General features: G+C 71.5%; 23 protein-coding genes and 1 other RNA gene. 4 read left to right on the forward strand and 20 right to left on the reverse strand.

Annotated features, from left to right (window positions below):
- Positions 1–146: 146 nt before the first annotated feature.
- The 6 genes from ACZ4FH_RS09580 to ACZ4FH_RS09605 all read right to left on the reverse strand — a co-directional run bounded on the left by ACZ4FH_RS09580 (position 147) and on the right by ACZ4FH_RS09605 (position 5,993).
- Positions 147–1,784: a beta-N-acetylhexosaminidase gene (locus ACZ4FH_RS09580; RefSeq protein ID WP_467303515.1), complete on the reverse strand. Its 1,638-nt coding sequence runs from the start codon at positions 1,782–1,784 to the stop codon at positions 147–149.
- Position 1,785: 1 nt separating this feature from the next.
- Positions 1,786–2,628, reverse strand: a complete 843-nt coding sequence (locus tag ACZ4FH_RS09585) for a carbohydrate ABC transporter permease (protein ID WP_467303559.1) — start codon at positions 2,626–2,628, stop codon at positions 1,786–1,788.
- Positions 2,629–2,630: 2 nt separating this feature from the next.
- Positions 2,631–3,602 carry a carbohydrate ABC transporter permease gene (locus tag ACZ4FH_RS09590; RefSeq protein WP_467303517.1) on the reverse strand — a complete coding sequence of 324 codons (972 nt, stop codon included), beginning with the start codon at positions 3,600–3,602 and terminating at the stop codon, positions 2,631–2,633.
- Positions 3,603–3,604: 2 nt separating this feature from the next.
- Positions 3,605–4,909, reverse strand: a complete 1,305-nt coding sequence (locus ACZ4FH_RS09595; RefSeq protein ID WP_467303519.1) for an extracellular solute-binding protein — start codon at positions 4,907–4,909, stop codon at positions 3,605–3,607.
- A gap of 203 nt (positions 4,910–5,112) precedes the next feature.
- The gene (locus tag ACZ4FH_RS09600; protein WP_352126806.1) at positions 5,113–5,403 is read right to left on the reverse strand and encodes a DUF3039 domain-containing protein; all 291 of its coding nucleotides are present in this window, start codon (positions 5,401–5,403) and stop codon (positions 5,113–5,115) included.
- Positions 5,404–5,432: 29 nt separating this feature from the next.
- The gene (locus tag ACZ4FH_RS09605; RefSeq protein ID WP_383640916.1) at positions 5,433–5,993 is read right to left on the reverse strand and encodes a YqgE/AlgH family protein; all 561 of its coding nucleotides are present in this window, start codon (positions 5,991–5,993) and stop codon (positions 5,433–5,435) included.
- Positions 5,994–6,269: 276 nt separating this feature from the next.
- On the opposite strand from ACZ4FH_RS09605, the gene murA reads away from it, so the two are divergent.
- Positions 6,270–7,610, forward strand: coding sequence for a UDP-N-acetylglucosamine 1-carboxyvinyltransferase (gene murA / locus ACZ4FH_RS09610; protein ID WP_383640919.1), 1,341 nt, complete (start codon positions 6,270–6,272; stop codon positions 7,608–7,610).
- A gap of 101 nt (positions 7,611–7,711) precedes the next feature.
- On the opposite strand, the gene ACZ4FH_RS09615 is transcribed toward murA, so the two are convergent.
- The 4 genes from ACZ4FH_RS09615 to ACZ4FH_RS09630 all read right to left on the reverse strand — a co-directional run bounded on the left by ACZ4FH_RS09615 (position 7,712) and on the right by ACZ4FH_RS09630 (position 13,362).
- A complete protein-coding gene (locus ACZ4FH_RS09615) occupies positions 7,712–7,993 on the reverse strand; it encodes an HU family DNA-binding protein (RefSeq protein ID WP_017237029.1) in 282 nt (93 codons plus the stop codon).
- 344 nt (positions 7,994–8,337) lie between these two features.
- Positions 8,338–9,771 (reverse strand): NAD-dependent malic enzyme, encoded by a 1,434-nt coding sequence (locus ACZ4FH_RS09620; RefSeq protein ID WP_383640922.1) that lies wholly within the window; start codon positions 9,769–9,771, stop codon positions 8,338–8,340.
- Between the two features lie 486 nt (positions 9,772–10,257).
- Positions 10,258–12,636: a HelD family protein gene (locus ACZ4FH_RS09625; RefSeq protein WP_467303524.1), complete on the reverse strand. Its 2,379-nt coding sequence runs from the start codon at positions 12,634–12,636 to the stop codon at positions 10,258–10,260.
- 129 nt (positions 12,637–12,765) lie between these two features.
- Positions 12,766–13,362 (reverse strand): CGNR zinc finger domain-containing protein, encoded by a 597-nt coding sequence (locus ACZ4FH_RS09630; protein ID WP_467303526.1) that lies wholly within the window; start codon positions 13,360–13,362, stop codon positions 12,766–12,768.
- Positions 13,363–13,480: 118 nt separating this feature from the next.
- Here ACZ4FH_RS09630 and ACZ4FH_RS09635 point away from each other — a divergent pair, with 118 nt between their 5' ends.
- The gene (locus tag ACZ4FH_RS09635; protein ID WP_467303527.1) at positions 13,481–14,041 is read left to right on the forward strand and encodes a GNAT family N-acetyltransferase; all 561 of its coding nucleotides are present in this window, start codon (positions 13,481–13,483) and stop codon (positions 14,039–14,041) included.
- A 55-nt stretch (positions 14,042–14,096) separates the two neighbouring features.
- A complete protein-coding gene (locus ACZ4FH_RS09640; protein ID WP_467303529.1) occupies positions 14,097–14,684 on the forward strand; it encodes an anthrone oxygenase family protein in 588 nt (195 codons plus the stop codon).
- Here ACZ4FH_RS09640 and ACZ4FH_RS09645 read toward each other — a convergent pair.
- From ACZ4FH_RS09645 to ftsE, 10 genes are all read right to left on the reverse strand, one after another.
- Positions 14,633–15,775, reverse strand: a complete 1,143-nt coding sequence (locus ACZ4FH_RS09645; RefSeq protein ID WP_467303561.1) for a uroporphyrinogen-III synthase — start codon at positions 15,773–15,775, stop codon at positions 14,633–14,635. The genes ACZ4FH_RS09640 and ACZ4FH_RS09645 overlap by 52 nt on opposite strands.
- A gap of 128 nt (positions 15,776–15,903) precedes the next feature.
- Positions 15,904–17,235, reverse strand: a complete 1,332-nt coding sequence (locus ACZ4FH_RS09650) for a nitrate/nitrite transporter (protein ID WP_467303530.1) — start codon at positions 17,233–17,235, stop codon at positions 15,904–15,906.
- 132 nt (positions 17,236–17,367) lie between these two features.
- The gene (locus ACZ4FH_RS09655; RefSeq protein ID WP_467303531.1) at positions 17,368–18,627 is read right to left on the reverse strand and encodes an acyltransferase family protein; all 1,260 of its coding nucleotides are present in this window, start codon (positions 18,625–18,627) and stop codon (positions 17,368–17,370) included.
- Complete coding sequence (locus tag ACZ4FH_RS09660; RefSeq protein ID WP_467303533.1) at positions 18,624–20,816, reverse strand: glycosyltransferase; 2,193 nt, start codon at positions 20,814–20,816, stop codon at positions 18,624–18,626. The genes ACZ4FH_RS09655 and ACZ4FH_RS09660 overlap by 4 nt, the downstream gene beginning before the upstream one ends.
- Positions 20,817–21,521 (reverse strand): hypothetical protein, encoded by a 705-nt coding sequence (locus ACZ4FH_RS09665; RefSeq protein ID WP_467303535.1) that lies wholly within the window; start codon positions 21,519–21,521, stop codon positions 20,817–20,819.
- A gap of 317 nt (positions 21,522–21,838) precedes the next feature.
- Positions 21,839–22,225: a transfer-messenger RNA gene (gene ssrA, locus ACZ4FH_RS09670) on the reverse strand.
- Between the two features lie 122 nt (positions 22,226–22,347).
- Complete coding sequence (gene smpB / locus ACZ4FH_RS09675) at positions 22,348–22,836, reverse strand: SsrA-binding protein SmpB (protein ID WP_383640949.1); 489 nt, start codon at positions 22,834–22,836, stop codon at positions 22,348–22,350.
- Positions 22,837–22,854: 18 nt separating this feature from the next.
- The gene (locus tag ACZ4FH_RS09680; RefSeq protein ID WP_467303537.1) at positions 22,855–24,042 is read right to left on the reverse strand and encodes a S41 family peptidase; all 1,188 of its coding nucleotides are present in this window, start codon (positions 24,040–24,042) and stop codon (positions 22,855–22,857) included.
- A 68-nt stretch (positions 24,043–24,110) separates the two neighbouring features.
- Positions 24,111–25,028 (reverse strand): permease-like cell division protein FtsX, encoded by a 918-nt coding sequence (ftsX, locus tag ACZ4FH_RS09685; RefSeq protein ID WP_467303539.1) that lies wholly within the window; start codon positions 25,026–25,028, stop codon positions 24,111–24,113.
- A gap of 23 nt (positions 25,029–25,051) precedes the next feature.
- Positions 25,052–25,741 (reverse strand): cell division ATP-binding protein FtsE, encoded by a 690-nt coding sequence (ftsE, locus tag ACZ4FH_RS09690; protein ID WP_383640958.1) that lies wholly within the window; start codon positions 25,739–25,741, stop codon positions 25,052–25,054.
- Between the two features lie 268 nt (positions 25,742–26,009).
- Between ftsE and ACZ4FH_RS09695 the strand changes: the two genes are divergently transcribed.
- On the forward strand, positions 26,010–26,207 hold the full coding sequence (locus ACZ4FH_RS09695; RefSeq protein WP_383640961.1) for a hypothetical protein: 198 nt from the start codon (positions 26,010–26,012) through the stop codon (positions 26,205–26,207).
- Positions 26,208–26,357: the final 150 nt, after the last annotated feature.

The raw sequence follows: 26,357 nt of genomic DNA on the forward strand, positions 1-26,357 counted from the left end.
CCACTCCTGGGCGGTCTTGTACAACTTATACGGGGACATGTGCCGACCGGTGCGCGGGGCCCCGCGCGGGCGGCGGTCACGCCGGAAACGGCACCGCCGCCCGCGTCGTGAGGACGGGGGCGGCGGCAACCGGAGTGCGGGCGGACTCACACGTTCGGGGGTGCTCCCTCGATCGGGCGGCCGACGATCCCGGGGCGCTTCTGCCACGGCAGCGGCCCGGCCGGCGGCCGGTACTCGACCCCCAGCGCGTCCAGGCGCGCATAATGCCCGGCCATCCGGCGCTCGAACTCCGCGAAGTCCCGTTCGTCCGGGGCGGGCAGGGCCGACCAGGCCACCTCGGCGAAGGCCGCCAGGCGCGGGAAGACCTGGTAGTCGACGCGGGAGCGGTTCTGCATGACCTCGGTCCACACATTGGCCTGGGTGCCCAGGACGTGCCGGGCCGCCTCGGGCGACAGCGTCGGCGGAACCGGTTCGAAGCGGTAGACGTCCTCCAGCGTGCGGACGTAGCCGATGGGCATCGGCTCGTCGGGGCCGCCGTGCTGACGGTGGTCCAGATAGACCTGCTGCTCCGGGCACATCACCACGTCGTGCCCGGCCTCCGCGGCGGCGACCCCGCCCCGGTAGCCGCGCCACGAGGAGACGGCGGCGCCCTCGGCGAGACCGCCCTCCAGGATCTCGTCCCAGCCGATGAGGCGGCGGCCTCGCGCGGTCAGCCAGGCGTCGAAGTGCCGGATGATCCAGGACTGGAGCTCGTTCTCGTCGGCGAGGCCGAGCTCCTCGATGCGCGCCTGCGCGGTCGGGGACTGCTTCCACTGGTCCTTGGGGCACTCGTCGCCGCCGACGTGGACGAACGGCGAGACGTCCGCCGGGAACAGCTCCAGCAGTTCCTCGAAGACGCCCTCGTAGAAGCGCAGGACGGTGTCCGTGGGGGCGAGCACGTTCGGAGTGACGCCCCAGTCGTCCCAGACGGTCAGCGCCGAGGTGTCGATCACATCGGTGTTGCCCAGCTCCGGGTAGGCGGTGATGGCGGCCTGCGAGTGGCCGGGGATGTCGATCTCGGGCACCACCCGGATGTGCCGGGCGGCGGCGTAGGCGACGATCTCGCGGATGTCGTCCTGGGTGTAGAAGCCGCCGTACGGGGTCTCGTCCCACAGCTCGGAGGCGCGGTGGCCGTACTTGGTGCGGGCCCGCCAGGCGCCGACCTCGGTCAGCCGGGGGTGGCGCTTGATCTCGACGCGCCAGCCCTGGTCGTCGCTGAGGTGGAAGTGGAAGACGTTGAGCTTGTGGGCGGCCATCAGGTCGAGGTAGCGCAGGACGTCGGTCTTGGGCATGAAGTGCCGGGCCACGTCGAGCATGAGGCCGCGCCAGCCGAAGCGGGGGCGGTCCTCGATCGTGCAGGCCGGGACCGTCCAGACCCGGTCCGGGTCCACCGGGGCGCGCCGGAAGGCGTCCGGGCCGAGCAGCTGGCGGAGCGTCTGGACGCCCCAGTGCAGCCCGGCGGGGGCGGCGGCGGTCAGCGTGACGCCGTCCGGGTCCGCCGCGAGGCGGTAGCCCTCCTCGCCCAGGGTCCCGGCGGTGTCCGCGTCGAGGCGGAGCCGGACGGCGGGGCCGGAGGTGCCGGGGGCGAGGGGCAGCCCGGTGGCGGCGCCGATGGTGGAGCGCAGCAGCGAGGCGACGCCCCCGGTGCCCTCCGGCGCGTCGAGCACGGTGTCCCGGTCCAGGACGAATCCGGCCGTGCCGGCGGGGTAGGCGGCGCTCAGGGGCGCCGGGATCGGATGCACCATGTCAGTCCTTAACCGCTCCGCCCAGTCCGGAGACCAGGCGTCGCTGTACGAGTACGAAGAAGACCAGCACGGGGACGGTCATCACCGTCGAGGCTGCCATGATCCCGCCCCAGTCGTTCTCATCGGGTTTGAAGAAGACCAGCAACGCCATCGGCAACGTCGACCGAGAGGTGTCGCTGATGATGAACGACTTCGCGAAGAGGAAGTCGTTCCAGGTGGAGATGAACGAGAAGACGCTCGTCGCCACCAGTCCGGGCAGAACCAGGGGGAAGAGGATCTGCCACAGGAAGCGGGTGCGGCTCGCCCCGTCGATGTACGCCGCCTCCTCCAGCGCCTCCGGGACGGCCGCGACGAATCCGCGCAGCATCCAGATCGCGAAGGGCAGCGAGAGCGCCAGATGGGGCAGGATCAGCGAGCCGAGGGTGTTCAGCTGGCCGAGGTCCCGCATCAGGAAGAACAGCGGGATGGTCAGCGCCTCGACCGGCACCATCTGCGCGATCAGGAACATGATGAGCAGCGTGGTCCGGAAGCGGAATCGGAACCGGGTCACCGCCGTCGCCGCGAGGAAGGCGATCACCGCGGAGGCGACGACGACCGTGCCGGCGACGATCAGGCTGTTGAGGAAGTAGCGGCCGAACTCCTCCTGCTGGAAGACCCGGCGGAAGGAGTCCAGGGACGGGGAGAGCGTCCACGGCCTGGGGTGGGCGGACTGGACCTCGCCGGCCGGTTTGAGGGCCGAGAGCACCATCCAGTAGAGCGGGAAGGCGACGAGGGCGGCGATCAGGAGCGCGGCGGCCTCGGCGGCCAGCCGGCCGGGCCTGCGCACCCGCAGGGCTTCGGGCATCTTCACAGCGCCTCCCCCTGACGCCGCATCAGGCGCAGGTACACCAGCGTGACGGCCAGCAGGATCACCAGCATCACGACGCCGATCGCCGAGCCGAGGGAGTACTGCGAGGACGCGAACGCCTTCTGGTACGCGTACACGTTGAGCACCAGGTTCTGGCCGGCGATGCCGCCGCCGTTCGTCATCACGTAGATCTGGGTGAAGACCTTGAAGTCCCAGATCACCGACTGGATGGTGACGACGACCAGGATCGGCCGCAGCATCGGGGCCATGACCGAGCGCCAGATCCGCCACTGCGAGGCCCCGTCCAGCGCGGCCGCCTCCAGCACCTCGGAGGGGATCGCCCGGATGCCCGCGTACACGGTCACCATCACGAACGGGAACGAGCACCACAGCACTTCGAGGAGCACCAGCGTGAAGGCGCTGTAGCGCCCGTACGTCCAGGAGTGGTCGCCGAGTCCGAGGACGCGGTTGACGGGGCCGAAGTCCGCGTCGAAGAGGAACACCCAGACGGTGGAGCCGGTGATCGCGGGCGTCGCCCAGGCGCCGAGCGCGGCCAGGGTGAGGGCGAGCCGGGGCACCGCCCGCACCCGGGTCAGCAGGACGGCCAGGGCGCAGCCGGTGAAGAGGGTGGCCAGCACACAGGCGGCGGCGAAGACCACGGTGGCGAGGAGCACCTGCCAGAACTGGCTGTCGCCGAAGAGCTCCGCGTAGTTGCCCAGCCCCTGGAAGGTGGCCGGTTCGCCGCCGCTGACCTGGGCCTGGGTGTACTCCAGGACGGAGATCAGGCCGAGTTGGTAGATGGGATAGACCAGCAGCGCGCCCAGCAGGGCGAGCGCGGGCAGCAGATAGAGCCAGGGGGTCCACCCCGGCCGCCCGGCCGGGGAGGCCGGGCGGCGCCGGCGCGGGCGCGGAGGGGGGCCGTCCGGGCCGGTCGCGGGGGGCGCCTGGTACGCCGTGCTGTTCGCCGTCATCGTCAGCCCGCGTCGGCGAACGCCGCGTCCATCTTCTTGGCGGCGTCGTCGGAGGCGGCGGCGACGTCCTTGCGGCCGCTGACGATCTCCTGGAACATCGTCGGCAGGATCAGCGAGGAGTCGATCTGCCCCCAGGCCGGTGAGGCGGGGACGAACTCGGCGCCGGCACCGAGGGTCTCGACGAACGGTGCGACGAACGGCTCGCGCTTGGCGGCGTCGTCCCGGACGTCCTTGTACGTGGGCAGGAAGCCCATCGCGTCGAACATCTTCGCCTGGGTGGCCTTGCCGGTCAGTTCCTTCATCAGTCCGACGGCGAGCGTGCGGTGGGCGGAGCTCTTCAGGACGCCGATGTTGTTGCCGCCCGCGAAGGCCGGGGCGATCGAGCCCTCCGTGACGCCGGGCAGCGGGACGACGGCGTACTTGCCCTTGACGCTCCCGGCCTCGACGGCGGCGTGGCTGAAGTCGCCGCCGATGGCCATGGCGGCCTTTCCGGAGGCGAAGGCGGTGACGGTCGCGTTGCCGCCCATGGCCGCGCACTTGGCGGCGGGGCAGTTGGTGTCGCCGAAGAGCGAGGTGTAGGCCTCGATGCCCTTGCGGGCCTTCTCGCCGTTGATGGCGGCCTTGTACGTGCCGCCGCTCGCGTCGGCGAGTTCGCCGCCGTGGGCCCAGATGAAGGGCATCGCGCCGTAGGTGTAGGCGCCGCCGACCGCGAGGCCGTAGAGGCCGGGCTTCTTCTTGTGGATCTTCCTGGCGGTGGAGACGAGTTCGGCCTGGGACTTCGGCGGCTGTATGCCCAGTTCGGCGAAGACGTCGGTGCGGTAGTAGAGGGCGCGGACGCCGACGAAGAGCGGGGCGCCGTAGACCTTGCCGCCGACGGTGACGGACCGCCGGGCGGCCGGGTCGGTGTCCTTGGCCTCGTCCCAGGCGGCGAACTCGGTGCTGACGTCGGCCAGTCCGCCGTCCTTGACGTAGCCGGCGGTGTCGGTGTTGCCGTACTCGATGAGGTCGGGGGCGCTCTTGGGGTCGTTGAACGCGGCCTTGACGCGCTGGGCGCGGGTCTCGACCGGGATGTACTCGATCTCGACCTTCGTGCCCTCGTGCTTCTTCCGGAAGGCGTCGACGGCGGCGTCGACGACCTTCTCCTTGGGCTTGTTGCCGACCTCCTGGAAGAGCCAGACGCGCAGCGTGCCGGACTTCTCGTCCTTGTCCGCGCTGTTGTCGGAGGTCTGCGGCGCGCAGGCGGTGGCGGTGAGCCCCGCCAGGACGAGGGCCGCGACCGGGGCGGCCGTTCGGGCAGAAATCTTCATCCGGAACCCCTACCGGTAGGCGTTGCAACATGTGCAACGCATGTTTCGTTCTGCACAACAGGCAGGAGACTAGGTCCGGACCACCGGGGGGACAAGTGGTCTCGACCACTTCGTGACCGGGCGGCCCGCGACACGAAGAGGCCCCCGGGGCACGTCGTCGCGTGCCCCGGGGGCCTCCCGGGTGGTTCGGTGGTGCGGCCGGACTACTTGTCCTTGCCGCCCTTGCCCTTGTCCTTGTCGCCGCCGGCGCCCATGGACTCGTAGATCTCCTTGCACATGGGACACACCGGGTACTTCTTGGGGTCGCGCCCCGGTACCCAGACCTTGCCGCACAGTGCCACCACGGGGGTGCCCTCCAGGGCACTCGCCATGATCTTGTCCTTCTGGACGTAATGGGCGTAGCGCTCGTGGTCGCCGTCGCCGTTCGACACCTGCGGCGTCGGCTCCACGAGGGTTCCGGTACCTGCCCCGCGCTCGGGCTCAAGAGTGCTCATAAACGCCAAGCGTACTGAAAGCCCGGCCATCAGTTCAGCGAAGGGTCGTCCGGATACGTGGCGATCATGGCCAGTTCGCTGCGCTGACGGCGCAGGACCGCCCGCCAGAGGCTCTCCGGACGGGGCGAGGAGACGTCGCCCGGCTCGGACTCCACGACGTACCAGGCGCCCTCGGACAGTTCCGACTCCAACTGGCCGGGCCCCCAGCCCGCGTAGCCCGCGAAGATCCGCAGCGAGCCGAGGGCCGCCGCGAGCAGCTCCGGCGGCGCCTCCAGGTCGACCAGGCCGATCGCCCCGTGGACCCGGCGCCAGCCCAGCGGGCCCTCGTCGCCGGGGATCACCGCGACGCCCAGCGCGGAGTCCAGCGAGACCGGCCCGCCCTGGAAGACGACCTCCGGCTCACCGGTGAGCCCGGCCCAGGAGGCGAGGATGTCGACGACGCCGACCGGGGTCGGCCGGTTCAGCACCACACCGAGCGAGCCCTCCTCGTCGTGGTCGAGGAGCAGCACCACCGCACGGTCGAAATTCGGGTCGGCGAGGGCGGGTGTGGCCACGAGCAGTCGCCCTGTGAGCGAGGACACCTCCGTCATGGCAGAAATGATCCCGCATCTTCGGCCTCCGCGGGGGCCAAGTAGCCCCCCGGTCGCACTCCGTGCCCGAGCGCAGCTCAGGGCGCACGGGTGCACGAGGAGCGCACGGCCGGGCAACCGATCCGGACGGTGACCCTCCGCAAGATCCGGGAAGCACAGCGTGTTGTGGCGGATTCATGACGTTCGTACACCCCCCGTTCCCTTACGGAAGGGGGGTGGGGGGCCATTACCCTTTCGTTTGGCCCCCCTGCCCGACCACTCCGGAACGCGAGATTCATGACCGGCACAGACGATGTCCTGCTTGTCCACGGCGGAACCCCGCTGGAGGGCGAGATCCGCGTCCGAGGCGCCAAGAACCTGGTGCCGAAGGCAATGGTCGCCGCGCTGCTGGGCAGCGGGCCCAGCCGGCTGCGCAACGTGCCCGACATCCGCGACGTGCGGGTGGTCCGGGGGCTGCTCCAGCTGCACGGCGTGACGGTCCGTCCGGGCGACGAACCCGGCGAGCTGGTCCTCGACCCCACCCACGTCGAGAGCGCCAACGTCGCCGACATCGACGCCCACGCGGGCTCCTCGCGCATCCCGATCCTCTTCTGCGGCCCCCTGCTGCACCGCCTGGGCCACGCGTTCATCCCCGGCCTCGGCGGCTGCGACATCGGCGGCCGGCCGATCGACTTCCACTTCGACGTGCTGCGCCGCTTCGGCGCGACGATCGAGAAGCGGGCCGACGGACAGTACCTGGAGGCCCCGCAGCGGCTGCGCGGCACCAAGATCCGGCTGCCGTACCCCTCGGTCGGCTCCACCGAGCAGGTGCTGCTGACCGCGGTGCTCGCCGAGGGCGTCACCGAGCTGTCCAACGCGGCCGTGGAGCCCGAGATCGAGGACCTGATCTGCGTGCTGCAGAAAATGGGCGCGATCATCTCCATGGACACCGACCGGACCATCCGCATCACCGGTGTGGACCGGCTCGACGGCTACACCCACCGGGCCCTCCCGGACCGTCTGGAGGCCGCCTCCTGGGCCTCGGCCGCCCTGGCGACCGAGGGCAACATCTACGTCCGCGGCGCCCAGCAGCGCTCGATGATGACGTTCCTGAACACCTACCGGAAGGTGGGCGGGGCCTTCGAGATCGACGACGAGGGCATCCGCTTCTGGCACCCGGGCGGCGCGCTCAACGCCATCGCGCTGGAGACCGACGTGCACCCCGGCTTCCAGACCGACTGGCAGCAGCCGCTGGTGGTGGCGCTGACGCAGGCCGCGGGGCTCTCCATCGTGCACGAGACGGTGTACGAGTCGCGGCTCGGCTTCACCTCGGCGCTCAACCAGATGGGCGCGCACATCCAGCTCTACCGCGAGTGCCTGGGCGGCTCGGACTGCCGCTTCGGCCAGCGCAACTTCCTGCACTCCGCGGTCGTCTCCGGGCCGACGAAGCTCCAGGGCGCGGACCTGGTCATCCCGGACCTGCGCGGCGGCTTCTCGTACCTGATCGCCGCCCTGGCGGCGCAGGGGACGTCCCGGGTGCACGGGATCGACCTGATCAACCGCGGCTACGAGAACTTCATGGAGAAGCTGGAGAAGCTCGGGGCGAAGGTCGAGCTGCCGGGCGGCTCGCTGGTCTGAGCAACGGCCCCGCACGGGCCTGGAAAGGCCTGTGCGGGCCCGAACGCCGAAGGGCGGTCACCCTGGTCGGGGTGACCGCCCTTCGTCCTGCTCAGGGGGTGTTACTTCCCCTTGGCGGCTTCCTTGAGCTTGGAGCCCGCGGAGACCTTCACGCTGTAGCCGGCCGGGATGTTGATCGGGTCGCCGGTCTGCGGGTTACGAGCGGTGCGAGCGGCACGGTGGGTGCGCTCGAAGGTCAGGAAACCGGGGATGGTGACCTTCTCGTCGCCCTTGGCGACGACCTCACCGACGGTCTCGGCGAGCGCGGCCAGCACGGCGTCGGCGTCCTTGCGAGTCACCTCGGCGCGGTCGGCCAGGGCGGCCACCAGCTCACTGCGGTTCATGTTGTTACTCCCGTGTTCTTCTTGCCTGTGAGGCGTGAGATCCAAGCCGATGCTGCCAGGGCCCTCGGACAGTCCCCGGACCCGGGTCCGTTTTTTCAGACCTTCGCGCCCCGTGGGGTCTCCCCCGGACGAAGCCTTGGGAAAGCATCCTGCCCCCACCTGCGGCGGGAAAGCCAATCCGGCACCCTCAGGAGCCGCCCGAAAACCACCATCGCCTCGTCATGGTGACGTTCCGTCGACTCCCCGAAAGCGGTCCGCACCTGTCATGCGGGGCTCTGCGGGACGCGTCGCCCGCCCACCCTAAAGGGGCGTTTGGGGCGCCGCGACACGCGACGCGCCGTACGTCAGGCGGACGTGGGGCCCGTCACAGCGGCACCCGCGGCCTTCGCCGCGTCCCGCACCGCGCCCGCGACCGCTCCGGCGACCTTGTCGTTGAAGACCGAGGGGATGATGTAGTTCGCGTTGACCTCGTCCTCGGCGACCACTCCGGCGAGTGCACGCGCGGCGGCGAGCATCATCTCCGTGTTGACGGTCCGGGACTGGGCGTCGAGCAGACCGCGGAAGACACCCGGGAAGACCAGCACGTTGTTGATCTGGTTGGGGAAGTCCGAGCGGCCGGTGGCGACCACCGCGGCGGTCCGGCGGGCGATCGCCGGGTCGACCTCGGGGTCCGGGTTCGCGAGCGCGAACACGATCGCGCCCTCGGCCATGGCCGCGACGTCCTCCGCGCCGAGCACGTTGGGGGCCGAGACGCCGATGAAGACGTCGGCGCCCACCACGGCCTGCTTGAGGGTGCCGGTGACCGATTCGGGGTTGGTGTTGTCGGCGATCCAGCGCAGCGGCGAGTCGGCGTCGGCGGAGACCAGGTCCTCGCGGCCGGAGTGCACCACTCCGTGGATGTCGGCGACGACCGCGTGCTTGACGCCCGCGGCGATGAGCAGCTTGAGGATGGCCGTACCGGCGGCTCCGGCGCCGGACATGACGACCCGTACGTCCCCGATCCCCTTGCCCACCACGCGCAGCGCGTTGGTGAGCGCGGCGAGCACGACGATGGCGGTGCCGTGCTGGTCGTCGTGGAAGACGGGGATGTCCAGGGCCTCGCGCAGCCGGGCCTCGATCTCGAAGCAGCGCGGCGCGGAGATGTCCTCCAGGTTGATGCCGGCGAAGCCGGGGGCGATCGCCTTGACGATCTCGACGATGGCGTCGGTGTCCTGGGTGTCCAGGCAGAGCGGCCAGGCGTCGATGCCGGCGAAGCGCTTGAAGAGGGCCGCCTTGCCCTCCATGACCGGGAGCGCGGCCTTGGGACCGATGTTGCCGAGGCCGAGCACGGCGGAGCCGTCCGTCACGACTGCGACGGAGTTGCGCTTGATGGTGAGGCGGCGGGCGTCCTCGGGGTTCTCGGCGATCGCCATGCAGACCCGGGCCACTCCCGGGGTGTAGATCATCGAGAGGTCGTCACGGTTGCGGATGGGGTGCTTGGACGCCATCTCGATCTTGCCGCCGAGGTGCATCAGGAACGTACGGTCGGAGACCTTGCCGAGGACGACGCCCTCGATCCCGCGCAGTCCCTCGACGATCTCGTCGGCGTGGGCGGTGGAGGTGGCGGCGATCGTGACGTCGATGCGCAGCTTCTCGTGGCCGGAGGCGGTCACGTCGAGGCCGGTGACCGAACCGCCGGAGGACTCCACGGCCGTGGTGAGCTGGGAGACCGATGTGCCGCTCGCGGGCACCTCCAGCCTGACCGTCATCGAGTACGAGACGCTGGGCGCCGTTGCCATGGCCGAGTCCTTCGCTTTCCTTAGCTTCGTTGCTATACGGCCGGAACTGTCGCCCCGGACACGCCTTCCGATATTCGCACCTACCGACGAGTAGCCGTTAATGACTGCCGCTCTTCGGAAACAGTTTTCCACCATACGAGATAGAAGGGCCTCAGGGAACCCCTCGGACGGCCCAGCGGCTCCCGCGCGGGACGCATGGACGGAACCGGGCCCGTAAACGGAAACAGACCCGCGCCACCGGAGGGTGACGCGAGTCTGTCTATGCGGTTTGAGCGGCACCGACCCGCCATGCTCGCCTCGCGGCAAGTGGTCGCTCGTAGCGACGAAGGTTGGGCCCGGGGGCTTGGATCGAGCCGGTGCCGACTCCAGGCTAACAAACACCCCGGAGAAGTGATTCCCGAAGCGCGTGTTGACCGCAGGAAGCCTTCCCCGCCCCGCGCCCGGGTATGCCGGGGCCCGCCCGGCACCGGTCCGCCGGGCGGGTCCTCAGTCCCTCAGGAGGTCCGGCACACCGTCCCCGTCGGGCAGGTCCCGCTCCCCCGACACCACCGTGAGCTGCTGCGTCGCCCGGGTCAGGGCCACGTACAGGACCCGCAGTCCGGCCGGGGACTCGTCCGCGATCTCCGCGGGCGAGACGACCACCGTGGCGTCGTACTCCAGACCCTTGGCCTCCAGGCTGCCCAGCGCGACCACGCGGTCGCCCAGCTCCGCCAGCCAGCCGCGCGCCTGCGCACGCCGGTTCATCGCCACGACGACCCCGACCGTGCCGTCCACCTCGCCGAGCAGCCGCCGCGCCTCCGCGCGCACCACCTCGCCCAGGTCCTCGCCCACCGCCGTCGCGAACCGCGGCACCACCCCGGTGGAACGGACCGCCGCCGGGGACTCCATGCCGGGCATCGCCAGCGCCAGCACCCTGGCGGCCAGCTCCGCGATCTCGGCCGGGTTGCGGTAGTTCACGGTCAGGGTGAAGTTCCGGCGCGGACGGCTGCCCAGCGCCTCGTCACGGGCCGCCGCCGCCTCGTCCGGGTCCGACCAGGAGGACTGGGCCGGATCGCCCACGATCGTCCAGGTGGCGTGCCGGCCCCGGCGCCCGACCATCCGCCACTGCATGGGCGTCAGGTCCTGCGCCTCGTCGACGATCACATGCGCGTACTCCGTGCGCTCGGCCGCGAGCCGTTCGGCCCGCTCCCACTGGGTCTCCTCGCGCCGCGGCATCAGCTCCTCCAGACCGGTGAGCTGGTCCAGCGGATCGGCCTCGCGCTTGCGCTTGGGCCGGTGCGGGGTGCCGAGCAGCGTCTGGAGCTCGTCGAGCAGCGCCACGTCGTGCACGGACACCGGACCGCGCCCCTCGGCGTCCAGCCGCTTCAGGGAGCGCGCGAGCCGGCGCACCTCCCCCTGGTTGAGCGTGCGCCGGGCCCACCGGGCGAGCCGCTTCTCGTCCGCCATCGCGGCCAGCACCCGGCGCGGCACCAGCTCGGGCCACCAGGCGTTCAGGAACTCGATGAACGGCGTCTCCGTGGACACGTCCTCGTCGAACGAGGAGCGCAGTTCGGCCGCCAGCTCCGGATCGGTGTAGCGGCCCCGGCCCGAGGAGCGGTTCCACAGGGCGTCGAGCAGCAGTCTGCGGGCGCGCGGGCGCAGCAGGTTGACCGGGGCCGTGCCGGACAGGACGTTGTTGCGGATGCGCCGCAGTTCGTCCTCCTGGAGCTCGACGCGGGCGCCGAAGGCGACCACCCGCAGCCGGGTCGGCGTGCCCGCCGGGCGCGGCGCCTCCTCCTCCCCGAACGAGAGCTGTCCCTGCTCCTGGCCGGAGGGCCGGGGGGCCGGCTGCTCCAGGGCTCCCCGGGCCGCCTTGCGCAGCACGGCGAGCATCCGGGAGGAGCCCTTGATCCGGGCCACGGCGGGCTCGTCGTAGACGGTGGCGCCCTCGGGCCCGGCCGCCTCGTCGGAGAGCGAGCCGACCGCGCGGATGGCGACCTGGCCCTCCTCGCCGAGCGAGGGCAGCACGCCTTCGGTGTACGCGACGAGCAGGGGCGTCGGCGAGACGACGAGGATGCCGCCCGCGTACCGCCGCCGGTCCTGGTAGAGGAGGTAGGCGGCGCGGTGCAGGGCGACGGCGGTCTTGCCGGTGCCGGGGCCGCCGGAGACCTCGGTGACGGAGGCGGCGGGGGCCCGGATCACCAGGTCCTGCTCGGCCTGGATGGAGGAGACGATGTCCCGCATGGTGTGGCTGCGGGCCTGTCCCAGCGCGGCCATCAGCGCGCCGTCGCCGACCACGGGCAGTGTCCGGCCGTCCAGGTACGCGGTCAGCTCGGGCCGCATCAGGTCGTCCTCGACGCCGAGGACCCGGCGGCCCTTGGAGCGGACGACCCGGCGGCGCACGACCCGGCCCGGGTCCTTGGGCGTCGAGCGGTAGAACGGCGCGGCGGCGGGCGCCCGCCAGTCGATGACCAGCGGCGTGTAGTCGGCGTCCAGGACCCCGATCCGGCCGATGTGCAGCGTCTCGGCGATATCGGCGGTGCCGTCCTCGCGGACGGCGTCGTCGGCCGGTTCGACGGAGGTGTAGGCGCCGTCCGGGCCGCGCTCCCCGTCCTTGCCGAGCAGCAGGTCGATCCTCCCGAAGAGGAAGTCCTCGAACTCGCTGTTCAGCCGGTTGAGGTGGATCCCGGCCCGGAACACCTGGGCGTCGCGCTCGGCGAGCGCCCCGGGCGTGCCGACCTGGCCGCGTTTGACGGCGTCGTCCATGAGAAATTCCGCCTCGTGGATCTTCTCCTCGAGACGGTGGTACACCCGGTCGAGATGTTCCTGCTCGACACCGATCTCCCGGTCCCGCAACGAATCGACAGCGGCATCCTGCGCGGCCACCGAGGCCCCCTTCTGACGTGCATTGGGCAGCCGTCAACCTTATGCGAAGGGGAACGTCCGCGCATCCGCCGCGGGCCGTGATCTCGCGTGGCGCGATATCGATTGCGTTGCGGGGGATGCGCGGGAATGTCACGGGCCGGGGCCGGCGGCGTGGCGTCTGCGGTGCCGGGCGACGCGCTCGCGGTTTCCGCAGACCTCGCTGGAGCACCAGCGGCGGCGCCGGCCGCGCGAGGTGTCCAGGTAGACGCGGCGGCAGTCGTCGCCCTCGCAGCGGCGCAGTCCGGCCAGGGCGGCCGGGTCGGTGAGCAGTTCCACCGCGTCCCGCGCCACGGCCGCCAGCAGCGCCGCGCAGTCGGGTTCCGTGCTCAGCCCCCGCACCAGCGCGCCGTTGCGGGCGCGCACGGCGCACAGCCCCGGCGGGGCGCCCGCGGCGAGCGCGTTGACGCGCTCCAGAGCGCCGTCCGCGCCCCGGCCGCCGAGCTGGGCGGTCAGCAGCCGGTCCACGGCGGTCCGCAGCTCCCGGAAGCGGGTCAGCCAGTGGCCGTCGACGCCGGCGAGCCGGGTTCCGCGCGGTACGGCCCCGGCGGCCGTGAGCCAGTCCGCGAGGAGGTCGGCCCGGTCCAGCGGATCGCCCGCGCCGCGTGCGTCGGCCCCGGTCGCGACCAGGTCGAGGCAGAGCCGCCCGGAGTCGAACCGCCAGTCGCGCGAGCCCTTGCGCGTTCCCATGCGCGTGCCACCGCCTCGGTCCGGCCGCCGTTCCCCCCAGAGTGCCCCCTGGGGCCTTTGGCCGGAACCCCCATCGCCCCGGGTCCGGTCCGGTCAACTCGCCTCGTACGATGAGCCGATGAGCGATCCCGCGCACGGCATCCGGATCCTGGCCGGTTCCCTGACGCTCCGCCCCTGGACCGCGGCCGATCTCGCGGTGGTGGTCGAGGCGTACCGCGATCCGGCGATCCGGGCCGGGTCGCGTGCCCCGGTGGAGGACGAGGCGGCGGCGGAGCGCTGGCTGCGGGCGCAGGAGGAGGGCCTGGCGGCGGGGCGGCGGTTCGCCTTCGCGGTGCTGGACGAGGAGTTCGGGGACGAGCCCGTCGGCAATGTGGTGCTGATGCGGGCCGCACCGGGCGCGGCCTCGGGCGAGGTGGGGTACTGGACGTCGGTGCGGGCCCGGGGGCGTTCCCTGGCGCCCCGGGCGGTGGGCGCGCTCGGCGACTGGGCGTTCACGGCGTTCGCCGGGGACGGGCTCGTCCGGCTGGAGCTGCTGCACCAGGTGACGAACGAGGCGTCCTGCCGGGTGGCGCACAAGGCGGGGTACGCGCTCGTGGAGGTGCTGCCCCCGTTCCCGCCGTGGCCGGACGAGGGCCACCGCCACGAGCGGCTTCGGGACGGCGCGTGGACGCCCGCGTAGGCTCCTGCGCGTCTGAACGATGGGACGGCGCGGGCCCGTTGGCTTGACTGGGGGCATGACAGAGAACCGGGCCGGACGGCCGACCACCGCACTGCACCACCTCGTCCTCGGCGGCGCCGCCGTCACCACCGGGCTGATGGCCGGGACCTTCTACGTCTTCTCCTGCGCGGTGATGCCCGCGCTCGGCCGCAGCGGCGACCGGACGTTCGTCGAGGTGATGCAGAACATCAACGACGTGATCGAGAACCCGGTCTTCTTCGCCGGCTTCCTCGGTGCGCTGTTCCTCACCGCGGCGGCCGCCTGGCAGTGGCGCCGCTCCCCCGGCCCGCGCGGCTGGCTCATCGCCGCGCTGGCGGTCTACGCGCTGGCGTTCCTGTTCACCTGCGGGATCAACGTCCCGCTGAACAACACCCTCGCGGACGCCGGGGACCCGGCGAGGATCGCGGACCCGGCGGCCGTCCGGGAGCGGTTCGAGGACACCTGGGTGGTCTGGAACGCCGTGCGGGCGGTCCTGTGCACCGCCGCGCTCGCCCTGCTGCTGCGGGCCGCGTACCTCGTCGCCCGCCACCCCCGTACGCGGGCCGGGCGGGCTCAGGAGTCCGCGTACTTGGCGTCCGCCGCCGGGTCGAGCGCCAGCCGGTAGCCCCGTTTGACGACGGTCTGGATCAGCCGGGGCGCGCCGAGCGCGGTCCGCAGCCGGGCCATCGCGGTCTCCACCGCGTGCTCGTCCGTACCGCTGCCGGGCAGGGCCCGCAGCAGTTCGGCGCGGGCCACCACCCAGCCGGGCCGGCGGGCCAGGGCGTGCAGCAGGGCCATGCCGGCGGGCGGGACGGCGCGGAGTTCGTCGTCGACCAGGACGGCGTGGCCGCGGATCTCGACCCGGTGCCCGGCGACCGGCAGGGTCCGTGCGCGGGCGGGCAGTTCGCGGCAGATCAGCTGGACGAGCGGGCCCAGCCGGAAGCGCTCGGGCTGGGCGGTGTCGATGCCGCGGGCCTGGAGCGGCAGTGCGGTCACCGGGCCCACGCAGGCGGAGAGGATGTCCCCCTGGAGGGCGTCCATCAGCTCGTTCAGCAGGCCGCGCTCCTCGGCCCGGCGCAGCAGGGAGACCGCCGCCGGGGCGCTGGTGAAGGTGAGCGCGTCCAGACCGCGGGCGACGGTGATGTCGATGAGCCGGTCCAGCGGGGCGATGTCCTCGGGCGGCATCCAGCGGTAGACGGGGACGCCGACGACCTCGGCGCCCGCCGCGCGCAGGGACTCCACGAAGCCGGGGAGCGGTTCCCCGTGCAGCTGGAGGGCGATGCGGCGGCCCTCCACCCCCTCCTCCAGGAGGCGTTCCAGCACCTCGGCCATGGACTCGGACGCCGGCGACCAGGTCTCGGTGAGCCCGGCGGCCCGCACCGCGCCCTTGACCTTGGGGCCGCGGGCCAGGAGTTCGACCCCGCGCAGGGTGTCCAGCAGCCGCTCCCCCACCCCCCAGCCGTCGGCGGCCTCCACCCAGCCCCGGAAGCCGATCGCCGTGGTGGCGACGACCACGTCGGGGACGGTGTCGATGAGGTCCTTGGTGGTGGCGAGCAGTTCGCTGTCGTCGGCCAGTGGCACGATCCGCAGGGCGGGCGCGTGCACCACGGTGGCGCCGCGCCGCCGCAGCAGCGTGCCGAGTTCGTCCGCCCGGCGTGCGGCGGTGACCCCGACCGTGAAGCCCTCCAGGGGCCCGTGCTGTTCCTCGTCGTGCATGTGCCCTACCCGGCTCTCGTCCCGCTGCTGCTCGATGATGCGGAGGTCCGAGCCTGCCAACGAAGCGTGACAGGCTCGGTTCACCCGTATTTCCCGCCCGTTACGTCACCTGACATCGTGCCGTCGTCTCAGACCTCGGCGTAGCCGAGCCGGGGCGTGGCGGGTGCGGTCCGGGCGCGGCGAAGGTATACCGCCCAGGTGAGCACCGAGCACACCCCGTAGAAGGCGAGGAAGGACCAGAAGGCAGCCGTTCCGGTGCCCGCGCTCTGGAAGGACTGGCGGAAGGCCAGGTTGATGGCGAGTCCGCCGAGCGCCCCGACCGCGCCGATGAGTCCCATCGCCGCCCCGGACACCCGCCGCCCCTGGGCCGCGGCCTCCTCGCCGCGCAGTCCCCGGGCGATCGCCTTGGCGTGGAAGACGCCCGGGATCATCTTGTACGTCGAGCCGTTGCCGAGGCCGCTGAGGGCGAACAGGGCGGTGAAGCCGACGAGGAAGACGGGGAGCGAGGCGATGCCCGAGGCGTAGACGACGACGCCGGTCGCGGCGGCCATCGCGGCGAAGTTCACCAGGGTGATGCGGGCGCCGCCGTACCGGTCGGCGAGCCGGCCGCCGACGGGCCGGATCAGCGAGCCCAGCAGCGGGCCGACGAAGGTCAGCGAGGCGGCCTGGAGCGGGGTGCGCCCGAACTGGGTCTGCAGGACGAGCCCGAAGGCGAAGCTGTAGCCGATGAAGGAGCCGAAGGTGCCGATGTAGAGCACCGCCATGATCCAGGTGTGCCCGTCGCGCACGGCGTCCTTCGCGGCCCCGGTGTCGTTGCGCACGGGCGCCAGGTTGTCCATGAAGAGCGCGGCGCACACCGCGGCCACCAGGATCAGCGGGATGTACGCGGCGAGCACGATCCGCGGGTGGGCGGCCCCGGCCGTCCCGATCACCAGCAGTCCGGCGAGCTGCACCACGGGCACCCCGAGGTTGCCGCCGCCGGCGTTGAGCCCGAGCGCCCAGCCCTTGTGGCGCAGCGGGAAGAAGGCGTTGATGTTCGTCATCGAGGAGGCGAAGTTGCCGCCGCCGATGCCGGTGAGCGCGGAGACGATCAGGAAGGTGGTGTACGAGGTCCCCGGCTCCATCACCACCAGCGCGGCGACCGTGGGCAGCAGCAGGGTGAGGGCGCTGAACACGGTCCAGTTCCGGCCGCCGAAACGGGCGACGGCGAAGGTGTACGGCACCCGGACCAGGGCGCCGACCAGGGTGGCGGTGGAGATCAGGAAGAACTTCCCGGCGGGGTCGACGCCGTACTCGGGTCCCATGAACAGGACCATCACCGACCACAGGGTCCAGACGGAGAACCCGATGTGCTCGGACAGGACGGAGAACCAGAGGTTGCGGCGGGCGACGCGCTCGCCCTTCTCCTGCCAGAAGGTCTCGTCCTCCGGATCCCACTGCTCGATCCAACGGCCAGCCATCACGTGCCTCCACGGGTCGTCGGGGGTGTTGTCCCCGACGCTAGGGAGCGCGCGTTTCGGTGCGGTGCCGCGAGGTGACCGGTGGGCAACCTTGCTCTCACCGGGCCGGTGCCGGCCCGGTGAGGCACGGTGTCAGGCCGCGGCGCGGTCCCGGGTGCGGGCGGTGCCGTTGGGCCACAGGCGCGGACGGCGCTTGGCGGCGACGTCCTCGACCCAGCCGACGGAGACGATCATCAGCCCGATCAGCGGCCAGATGAGGATCAGCGCCAGGGTGTTGTACGAGGCGTCGATGTACGTACCGAGGTGGTCGCCGACCCACGGCACGTCCCAGAGGCGGTCGATCAGCGGGAAGGTGGCCATCAGCAGCAGGTTGTGCCAGAGGTAGATGGTCACGGCCCGGTTGTTGGCCAGGGTGACGAGGCTGTCCCAGCCGGCCAGCCGGCCCGGGAGCTGCCGCCAGGAGGGCGCGTACTGGAGCAGGATCACGCAGAAGCCGAGCGACCAGGCGGACTGGGCGAGCGGGATCTCGTCGAGGTTCCAGCCCTCCTCGGTGAGGTGTCCGGAGGCCCACCACAGGGCGAAGGCCATGAGGAAGGCCGCCATCGACACCGTGAGGTAGCGCGGGACGGTCTTCAGCAGTCCGTCGTTGTGGGCGAAGCCGAGGATCCAGCAGGAGCCGAACACCGCGAAGTCGACCAGCCCCTCCCCGAACGTGCCCGGCACGGTGACCAGACCGGTGCCGATCACGGCGGTGAGGCCGAGCGGTGCCAGCAGGGTCGCCCAGGGCAGCTTCCGGAAGGCCTTCAGCAGCAGCGGGGAGGCCAGTACGAACCAGAGGTAGGCGCGGATGTACCAGAGCGGTCCCATGGCCTGTTCGGCCCAGGACGTCTCCAGGAAGCCGCCCTCGGAGCCGTTCTCCCACGGGAAGGGCGGGGTGCCGACCGGCAGGATGTAGCAGCCCAGCTTGAGGAACCACCAGATGCCCTCCTCGCGGACGGGCTTCCAGCCGAGCGCGAAGACGATCGGGACGGTGACGGCGACGAACGCCCACATCGGCGGCAGCAGCCTGCGCACCCGGCTGCGGATGACGCTCCACGCGGGCCGGGACAGCGACCGGGCCATCAGCGATCCGGCCAGGGCGAACATGACGCCCATGGACGGGAACAGGACGGTCAGCCACGCCCAGCCGAAGAGGTGGAAGACCACGACGCGGACGAGCGCGACGGCCCGCAGCAGGTCGAGGTAGCGGTCGCGGCCCGGCTTCGCCGGGGCGGTCTCCGCGGTGGCGGCCGGCTCGGGCGCGGCGGGGGGCGGCACCACGCGCAGCGGCATGGTGTACGCGTCCCCGTGCGGTTGCTGGGGGTACGCCGGGGGGTGGCTCGGGTACGTCATGCGACGGGCCTCCGGTCGTTGCTGCGCCGTCCGTGGCTCTGGGGGGTGCCGGGTGCCTCGACGGCTCCGGTGCGCCGCAGCTTCTGCCAGCGGAGCCGGCCCCCGGTGAGCGCGGTGATCCAGGACTGGAGCAGCACCACGTACATCAGCTGCCGGTACAGCACCTGCTGGAGGGGGAGCGAGAGCAGGTGCGTCATGCGTTCCCGGTCGAGCCGGAAGGCGTACGCGGCGCAGACGCCCTGCACGGCGAGGACGCCGAGCCAGGCGCCGACCGTCTTCTCGGTGGGCCCGAAGACCAGCCCGTACAGCAGGAAGACGTCGATCAGCGGGGCGAGCAGCGGGGCGACGACCATGAACAGGGCGACGAAGGGCAGTCCGACGCGGCCGAAGCGGCCGGAGGGGCCGCGTTCGATCACGGCGCGGCGGTGCTTCCAGATCGCCTGCATGGTGCCGTACGACCAGCGGTAGCGCTGCGACCAGAGCTGCTGCACGCTCTCCGGCGCCTCGGTCCAGGCGCGGGCGTTCTCCGCGTAGACGACGCGCCAGCCGTCGCGGTGCAGCGCCATCGTGACGTCGGTGTCCTCGGCGAGGGTGTCCTCGCTCATGCCGCCGATCCGGCCGAGGGCCTCGCGGCGGAAGGCCCCGACGGCGCCGGGGATGGTCGGCATGCAGCGGAGCATGTCGTACATCCGGCGGTCGAGGTTGAAGCCCATCACGTACTCGATGTGCTGCCAGGCGCCGATCAGCGAGTCGCGGTTGCCGACCTTGGCGTTGCCGGCGACGGCGCCGACCTCCGGGTCGGCGAAGGGCTGCACCAGTTCGCGGACGGTGGAGGGCTCGAAGACCGTGTCGCCGTCCATCATCACGATGATGTCGTGGCGGGCGTGCGCGATGCCGTTGTTGAGGGCGGCGGGCTTGCCCGCGTTGCGCTGGCGCACCACCCGGACACCGGGCAGCCGCATCCGGTCGACGAGGTCCGCGGTGCCGTCCGTGGAGCCGTCGTCGATGACGATGACCTCCAGCGGATAGTCGCTGGCCACCAGGGAGCGGACCGTGTTGGCGATGCACTTGCTCTCGTTGTACGCGGGCACCAGCACGGAGACCGGGCGGGTCATCGGCTCGCCCCAGCGGAAGTTCCGTCTGCGGACCTTGCGGGCGTGGACGAAGGAGAGCACCAGCATCAGGCCGAAGCGGGTGAAGACCAGCACGCCGATGACGGCGAGGCCGACGACCAGCACGTCCGTGATGTGCTCGGAGACGTCGACGGCGGTGACGAACGCCTTGCCCTTCCACAGCGCGAAGCCGGTGACCGGGGTGTGGGCGCTGGGGGCGCCGAGCGCGTCGGTGAGGTTGGCGAACGTGTAGCCGCGCTCCTGCATCTTCGGCAGGAACTTCCCCAGCGCGGCGACGGTCTGGGACCGGTCGCCTCCGGAGTCGTGCATCAGGATGATGGCGCCCTTGCCGTGCTTCGGCGTGGCCCGGTCGATGATCGCCTTGACGCCGGGGCGCTTCCAGTCCTCGCTGTCGGTGTTGTTGACGACGGTGAGGTAGCCGCGGCTGCCGACGTACTGGGTGACCGGCCAGGACTTGTTGTCCATGGCGTCGGAGAACGAGGAGTAGGGCGGCCGGAACAGCGAGGTGCGGATGCCGGCGGCGCCCGCGAGCACCAGCTGGTTCTGCGAGAGCTCCCAGTCGATGCGCCGGGTGGACTGGTAGGAGAGGTCGGGGTGGTTGAAGGTGTGCAGCCCGACCTCGTGGCCCTCCTTGACCATGCGCTCGACCAGCTCGGGGTAGCGCGAGGCCATGGTGCCGGTGACGAAGAAGACGCCGTGCGCGTCGTACTTCTTCAGCTCGTCGAGCACCTTCGGCGTCCACTCCGGGTCCGGGCCGTCGTCGAAGGTCAGCACGATGCGGTGGTCGGGTATCCGGAGCGTCTTGGCGGGCTCGGTGGTGGAGCGGGCGTCGATGACCGGCCCGCCCTCCATCACCTGCTCGGGCACCTGGTCGGTGGCCGCCGGGGGCTGGACCCGGAAGTCGGCGAGGATCTCGCTGTGCACATAGCCGCGCAGCATCAACATCGCGAGCAGGGCAACGAGGAAAAGCAGCGGCAGCATGTAGCGCATGGGCAGTCTGCGCCGCCGCTTGGGCTTCTTCCGGTGGTGCCTGACCCGCGGGGCGGGGGTGGTCATCTAGCTGGCGCCTTCTTGCTGTTGCACAGGGGGTTCGGGGTTCTCGGCGGTCGGGGTCACGGGATCCGCGGTGGACTGCGTGGGTTCCCCGTCCGGAGGCGTGGGATCGGCGGCCGGGGGCGTGGTGGACGTCCCGCCGCCCGGATCGCCGCCGATGCCCGTCGTGGCGCCGGTGGTCTGCCGGCCCGAGGGGCCGGTGGGATCGGTGGCCGTGGCTCCGGTGGCCGGGGCGGTGGTACCGCCCGCGGGGCCGGAGGTCGCGGTGCCGGCGCCGGTGCCGGTGGTGGCGGCCGCGTCCTGGCCGCCCTGCGAGGCGGAGGGCGAGGCGCCGGGCGTCGCGTCGGGCGAGGAGGAGGCGTCCTGGCCGGCGCCCGGGGTGGCCGGGGTCGTCACGTCCTCCGCCTTGCGGTGCTCCTCCTGGCCGGAGATCGGCAGGAAGGGGGCGCTGGAGCTGCCGCCGAGCACGGCGACGACGAGGGTCACGGCGTAGGCGACGCAGATCGCGGCGAGGACCCAGCCGAGCCGCCGGAGCGTCTTGCCGCGGCGGCCGCTCTCGTCGACGAAGACGGGGCCGTCGCCCTCGGGGGCGGTGTTCGGTTCGGGGAGGAGTTCGGAGAGCTGCCGGCCGATTCCGTCGAGCTGGATGGTGACTTCGTTAGGCTCGTGGGTGTGTCCCGCACGGGCCCCTTCACGCCAGGTGTCCACAGTTGTCCGCACTTCCCCCACTCAGAACCTGGGGTGCTCGCAACTGTTCCGTCTGTGCGCCGTCGGACCGGGCCCCCACCCGACTCCCACGCGCCCCCTAGCACAGTGCACCCGGGCTACGAATGTAGCGCACCCCGCGGAGGGTCCGAGCCGGAGGACAGGTGTTGTTCATCATGAGTGACACAGTTGTTCTCCAACCGTGGCTCGGGCCCCACCCGGACCGTCCGGTCGGTCCGGGGATGCCCCGGTACGGCACGCGGCCCGGTACGACGAGGACCCCGCTGCCGGTGGCAACGGGGTCCTCGTTCACATGGGAATTGTGGAGATGGCGGGAATCGAACCCGCGTCCAACGGTGCGGAACCAGGGCTTCTCCGAGTGCAGTCCGCTGCGCTTTTCTCGGCCCCGGAGGTCACACGGACAAGCCTCCGACAGGCCCAGTCACTGTTTGATTTCCTTCTGAACCCCGTGACCGGGCTCAGAAGTTTAGATCCCTGAATGATGCCAGGATCCGGGTCGGGATCACCCCCGGGCTGACACTCCGCAGAGTCTTCGCTAGCTGCTAATTAGGCAGCGAGGGCGAAGGCGGAGGAATCGCGCTTGGAATTGGCGATTATTGGTTGCGACATATGGTTTACGAGATCATTGCCGCTTCCTCGACTCGCTTCCCCTGCTTCGACATCCGCTGTCGAAACCGATCATCCCCATGTTGATTTTTCAAAGGTGGTGCACACCCCCGTGGGGTGCTCCGCCATCGTACGTGACCAACGCGCACGGATGCCAGCGTATTCCCTCCGCCCCGGCCACCGGTCCGGGGAGGCCGGCCGGTCAGGCGCTCCGCTGGCGGCGGCGGGCCGCCGCGATCGCCCGGTTCGTCTCCCGGGTGTCCTGCTTCTCGCGGAGCGTCTGGCGCTTGTCGTACTCCTTCTTGCCCTTCGCCAGCGCGATCTCGGCCTTGACCCGGCCGTTCACGAAGTACAGCGAGAGCGGCACGATCGTGTGCCCGGTCTCCTGGACCTTCGACTCCAGCTTGTCGATCTCGGCCCGGTGCATCAGCAGCTTGCGCTTGCGCTTGGCGGAGTGGTTGGTCCACGTCCCCTGGACGTACTCCGGGACGTGGATGTTGTGCAGCCAGGCCTCGCCGCCGTCGATCTGCACGAAGCCGTCCACGAGCGAGGCCCGCCCCATGCGCAGCGACTTGACCTCGGTCCCCATGAGCACGAGTCCGCACTCATAGGTGTCGAGGATGGTGTAGTCGTGCCGCGCCTTCTTGTTCTGCGCGATCATCTTGCGCCCGGTGTCTTTTTCCTTAGCCATAGTGCGGCCATTTTCGCACTACGACCCGCCCCCGAGGCCACTCAATACCGTCTCGGCCCGCTGCTGGGCCCGCGCGCCGACGGCGAGGTCCGGGGTGATGCCCCGGCCGTCGACGTTGTGCCCCGCCGGGGTGCGGTAGTGGCCCACGGTCAGCTCGGCCACCGAACCGCCCGCGAGCCGGCTCGGCATCTGCACGGACCCCTTGCCGAAGGTCCGGGAGCCGACCGTGACCGCCCGGCCCCGGTCCTGGAGCGCGCCGGTCAGCAGTTCCGCCGCGCTCATGGTGCCGCCGTCGACGAGCACCACGAGGGGGCGTCCGGTGTCGCCGCCCGGATCCGCGTACAGGGCCCGCTGCTCGCCGTGCACGTCGTACGTGGCGACCAGGCCGCCGTCCAGGAAGGCGGAGGCGGCGGTGACGGCCTCGGTGACCAGACCGCCCGAGTTGCCCCGCAGGTCCAGCAGGATCCCGGCCCCGGCCGGGGCCTTCAGCACCGCCTCCCGGACCGCCTCGCCGGAGCCCTTGGTGAAGGCGTCCACATCGATCACGACGGCGGCGGAGGGGGCCGCGCGGCCGGGGCCGGCGGACTTCACGGAGACGGCCTCGGTGGTGAGCCGGGCCCGCCGCAGCGTCACGGTCCGGGTCCGGTCGCCGCGCTGGACGCCCAGCACCACGGTGCTCCCGGCGGCGGCCCCGCTGCGGTCGCCGCGCAGCAGCGCCACCACGTCGGAGACGGGGCGGCGGTCGACCCCGCGGCCGTCGACGGTGCGCAGCAGGTCCCCGGGGCGGATGCCGGCGCGGGCGGCGGGCCCGCCGGGGTGGACCCGGCCGACGGCGACCAGCCCGTCGGCGGTGCGCCGGGCGGCGAGCCCGACCCCGGTGTACGAACCGTCCAGGGCCTGCTCGAACTCCTCGTACTCCCGCTCGTCGTAGACCGCGCCCCAGCGGTCCCCGCTGCGGCTGACGGCCTCCTCGGCGGCCTCGGTGCCGGACTTGCCGTCGGCCACGGCGCGGGCGGCGGCGTCGGCCACGGTGTCCCCGTCGGCGGCGGCCGCGACGGAGCGCGCCTCGATCTCGGTGTCCCGGTCCGCGCCGCGCGGCAGCGAGCCGGTGGCGGCGGCGGTGGCGAGCACGCCCGCGAAGACCAACGTCAGGGCCGCCCCGCGGCGCAGGCCGCGGGGCCCCACACGGTGCTCGGGGTCCGGCATGGCGCCGAGTCTAGGACAACGCCCCAGGGGCGCACGGCGGGTTGGCCGCGCGCCCCACGGGGCGCATCTCACACCTTGAGGTACTTGCGGAGCGCGAAGAGCGCGGCGACGGCGGGCATCAGCAGCCCGATCGCGAGGACCAGCGGGAGCTTGGTGAGGACGGCGTCCCAGCCGATGAAGTCGATCAGGTTGAGCTTGTCCTTGAGCGCGAGACCGCCGTCGATCAGGAAGTAGCGGCCGGCCAGCAGCATCACACAGGCCAGCACACCGCCGATCAGACCGGCGAACGCGGCCTCCATGATGAACGGCATCTGGATGTAGAAGCCGGAGGCCCCCACGAGCCGCATGATGCCGGTCTCCCTGCGCCGGCTGAACGCGGACACCCGGACGGTGTTCACGATCAGCATCAGCGCGATGACGAGCATCAGCGCCATCACGAAGAGCGCGGCCACGTTCATGCCGTTCATCAGCCCGAAGAGGTTGTCCAGGATGCTTCTCTGGTCCTGGACCGACTGCACGCCGTCCCGCCCGGCGAAGGCGGTGGCGACGACCTTGTACTTCGTCGGGTCGTGCAGCTTCACCCGGAACGACTCGGGCATCTGGTCGGGCGTGATGTTGCCCGCCATCGGGGAGTCGCCGAACTCGTCCTGGTAGTGCTTGTAGGCCTCGTCGGACGACTCGTAGATGACCTTGTCGACGACGTCCATCTTCTTGAGATCGGCCTCGATCTCGTCCTTCTGCTGCTTGGTGACCGCGCCCTTGGCGCACTGCGCCACCGAGTCCGCGTCCGCCTTGCCGCAGAGGTAGATGGAGACGTTGACCTTGTCGTACCAGTAGTCCTTCATCGTGCTGACCTGCTCGCGCATGAGCAGCGCGCCGCCGAACAGGGCGAGCGAGAGGGCGACGGAGACGACGACGGCGAAGGTCATCGTGAGGTTGCGACGGAGGCCGACGCCGATCTCCGACAGGACGAACTGGGCGCGCATGGCGTCCTTTCAGTGCTCGGTGCTCAGTGCTGGTAGCCGTAGACGCCGCGCGCCTGGTCGCGTACGAGACGGCCCTTCTCCAGCTCGATGACGCGTTTGCGCATCTGGTCGACGATGTTCTGGTCGTGGGTCGCCATGATCACGGTGGTGCCGGTCCGGTTGATCCGGTCCAGCAGCTTCATGATCCCGACCGAGGTCTGCGGGTCGAGGTTTCCGGTGGGCTCGTCCGCGATCAGCAGCATCGGCCGGTTGACGAAGGCACGGGCGATGGCCACGCGCTGCTGCTCACCACCGGAGAGCTCGCCGGGCATCCGGTCCTCCTTGCCGCCGAGGCCGACGAGGTCGAGGACCTGGGGCACCGCCTTGCGGATCTCGCCGCGCGGCTTGCCGATCACTTCCTGGGCGAAGGCCACGTTCTGGGCGACGGTCTTGTTGGGCAGCAGGCGGAAGTCCTGGAAGACGGTGCCCAACTGGCGGCGCATGTGCGGCACCTTCCAGTTGGACATGCGCGCGAGGTCCTTGCCGAGCACATGGACCATGCCCGTCGTGGCCCGCTCCTCGCGGAGGATCAGGCGCATGAAGGTGGACTTGCCGGAGCCGGAGGAGCCCACCAGGAAGACGAACTCGCCCTTCTCGATGTCGAGCGACACATCCCGGAGAGCGGGACGGCTCTGCTTCGGGTAGGTCTTGGAGACGTTGTCGAATCGGATCACGGTGCACCACGGTCGGCCGGGAGTAGGTGTGCGTGACCATACGCGAACCGGGCTGACGCGTGCAGGCGCCCGTCCCGGGATGGGTGATTTACGGTGAATCGGCAGCGGGCCCGGCGGGCGGTGCGGCGGAACGGACCGGGAGGTATCCGGCGGGCCGAGCCGAATTCCCCGCGAGCTGGCACAGTGGTAGGGGGAACGGTTGCGTTTCCGTGAGCGTTGTGCGGAGAGAAGGCTTGTGCGGCTCCGCCGCGCGGGAGGAGGAAAGCGCATGACCTATGACCGACTGGTGTGCGCGAGCTGCGCGGCGCCCGTGAGCGAGGGGCGCTGTCCCGTCTGCCGGGCCAGCCTCGCCCGCATGAGGGAGCAGGAGCAAGGCCCGTTCGCGGGGCTGAACCCGGCGATGCTGATCGCCCTGATGGTGGTGCTGCTGGCCGCCCTGGCCCTGCTGGCCCACCAGACCGCCTGACCTCCGCCGTAGGACGTACAGACGTACAGAGAGGCGGGGGGGGGGGGGGGGGGGGGGGGGGGGGGGGGGGGGGGGGGGGGCGGCCGCCGGGGGGGGGGGGGGGGGGGGGGGGGGCCCCCCCCCCCCCCCCGCCGGGCCCCCCCGCCCCCC

The sequence above is a fragment of the Streptomyces sp. NPDC024555 genome (genome assembly GCF_055559335.1).